Source organism: Burkholderia sp. Tr-862 (genome assembly GCF_011753085.1).
Taxonomy (GTDB): domain Bacteria; phylum Pseudomonadota; class Gammaproteobacteria; order Burkholderiales; family Burkholderiaceae; genus Burkholderia; species Burkholderia ambifaria.
Map to the genome: position 1 here is coordinate 1 of NZ_VWWG01000352.1, position 2,000 is coordinate 2,000.

Sequence of the window (2,000 nt, forward strand, 5' to 3'; positions counted from 1 at the left end):
CACTACGGAGCTCGGTGGGGCGGCCGGGGTGGGGCCGCCGGTGCCGGGGCGGACGGGGTTGCCGAATGCGCCGGCGGCACCGGCAATCGCGGCCGCCGGCGCATCGAAGGGGGCGGCGCACTAGCGCCGCGACGGGACATGACAGGCGCATCGCGTATCGCGCGGTGCGGGCAGGACGCGACACGCCGCGGACGAGTGGCGCGTCACGGTGCCGGCGGGGCATGGGGCCGCGCCGGGAAGTAGGTGATGTTCATCACGTAAAGGAGCGAATCATGGGTGCCTCAGCAGCCGGTAGTACGGGTGGTGCAGACAACACGCAACAAGTCCAGCAGCAGGCGGACGATCTGACCAAGACGCAGCTCGAACTGACGAAGATCAACTTCCAGGTCCAGCAGTCGACCGCGACGTTCGAAACCAGCAACGCAGTAACCGCGCAGGAAGGGACGGCGAACGCCCAGGTTGCGCAACACCTGAGTTCCGCCGGCCGCGCATGACGCCGGTCGCCGGCCGTGCCGCGCGACGCCACATGCCGGGGCCGCCCGTGACGGGCGCCCGGTGGGGCGTGTGTGCGTGCCGGCCGGCTTATTCAAGGAGGACACGATCATGTCGGTAACAGGCGTAGGCGCGGCGCCGCCGGGCGCGGCCGCGCTCGCGGGGGCCGTGCAGCAGGCGGGCACGGCGTCCGATCCGGCGCAGGTGCGCCAGTTCGATGCGTTGATGCAGCCGGGCGCGGCCGCGGCGTCGCCGTCGGCATCGGGCGTCGCGATGTCGCACGTATCGGCCGATGCGGCGCCGGCGGTGCAGATGACGCCCGCGACGCCCGCGCAGGCGAACCATTCGTCGCTCGTCGAGCGTTTGCGCACGTACGGCAACGATCTCGACACGCGGTACGCGAACATCGACAAGCATCGCACCGAGATGCTGACGTCGATGGCGGACAACCGCCGCGATCCGCTGATGACGATGGTGCAGGCGATGGATTTCCAGTGGACGGCGACCACCACGATTTCCGAATACCAGTTGAGCCTGTCGGTCGCGCAGGCGGCGAACGGCTTCACGCACACGGTGCTGAAGACGCAGGAGTGACCGGGATCCGTTCCTGCTCATGACGGGCTTGCGCCGGCCGCCGGACGGGCCGGGCGCGAGGCATGGGACGACCCTGAGGTGCGTGGGCCTGAAACGGGCCGCGCGCCCTGAGTGGACAAACGATGACGACGATCGATTCGACGCCGCGCCTGCATGCGTGGCGCAGCCGGGCGGCGCGTGCGCTGCTCGCGGGACTGCTCGCACTGCTGGCCGGCTGCCAGAAGGAGCTTTACTCCGGCCTGTCGGAGCGCGACGCGAACCAGATGGTCGCCGTGCTCGGCGACGCGGGCATCAGCGCGTCGAAGGACAACGACGCGCGTGACACGTCGGATCGCAACGCGTGGCTCGTGAGCGTCGCCGACGGCGACATGCAGTCGGCGCTGACCGTGCTGCAGGCGAACGGGCTGCCGAAGCCGAGCTATGCGAGCCTCGGCGAGCTGTTCCAGAAGCAGGGGCTCGTCTCGACGCCGGCCGAGGAGCGCGTGCGCTACCTGTACGGCGTGTCACAGGACCTGTCGCGCACGCTGCAGGACATCGAGGGTGTGGTGGTCGCACGCGTGCAGGTCGTGATTCCGGAGAACGATCCGCTCGCGGACAAGATCAAGCCGTCGTCGGCGGCCGTGTACATCCGCTACCGGCCCGGCGTGGACCTGCGCGCGATGGCGCCGATGGTCAAGGATCTCGTCGCGCACAGCATCGAGGGGCTGCAGTACGACAACGTATCGCTGTTCCTGCAGCCGGCCGCCGCGCGCACGACGCGCGTGGACGGCATCGGCAGCGCGGTGTCGGACATCCTGCGGCTGCGCTCGCCGCTTGGCTGGCTGGTGTTCGCGCTGATCCTGCTGACCTGCGCGGTGATCGCGCTGTCGGCCGCGCGGCGCGGGATGTTCGGCGCACGGCTGGCTGGGCTGGTC

3 protein-coding genes are annotated in these 2,000 nt (G+C 70.2%); all 3 read left to right on the top strand.

Going from position 1 to position 2,000, the window contains the following annotated elements; translation table 11 throughout:
- Positions 1 to 272: 272 nt before the first annotated feature.
- Positions 273 to 494: a hypothetical protein gene (locus tag F3J14_RS34740; RefSeq protein WP_012366493.1), complete on the top strand. Its 222-nt coding sequence runs from the start codon at positions 273 to 275 to the stop codon at positions 492 to 494.
- Between the two features lie 109 nt (positions 495 to 603).
- The gene (locus F3J14_RS34745; protein WP_166726733.1) at positions 604 to 1,086 is read left to right on the top strand and encodes a hypothetical protein; all 483 of its coding nucleotides are present in this window, start codon (positions 604 to 606) and stop codon (positions 1,084 to 1,086) included.
- 122 nt (positions 1,087 to 1,208) lie between these two features.
- Positions 1,209 to 2,000, top strand: a 792-nt coding sequence (gene sctJ, locus F3J14_RS34750) for a type III secretion inner membrane ring lipoprotein SctJ (protein WP_166726734.1), incomplete at its 3' end; no start/stop codon positions are given.

Excerpts from the sequence above, each read along its gene's own strand:
- F3J14_RS34740 (WP_012366493.1), top strand. The coding sequence starts at position 273 with ATGGGTGCCTCAGCAGCCGGTAGTACGGGTGGTGCAGACAACACGCAA.
- F3J14_RS34745 (WP_166726733.1), top strand. The coding sequence starts at position 604 with ATGTCGGTAACAGGCGTAGGCGCGGCGCCGCCGGGCGCGGCCGCGCTC.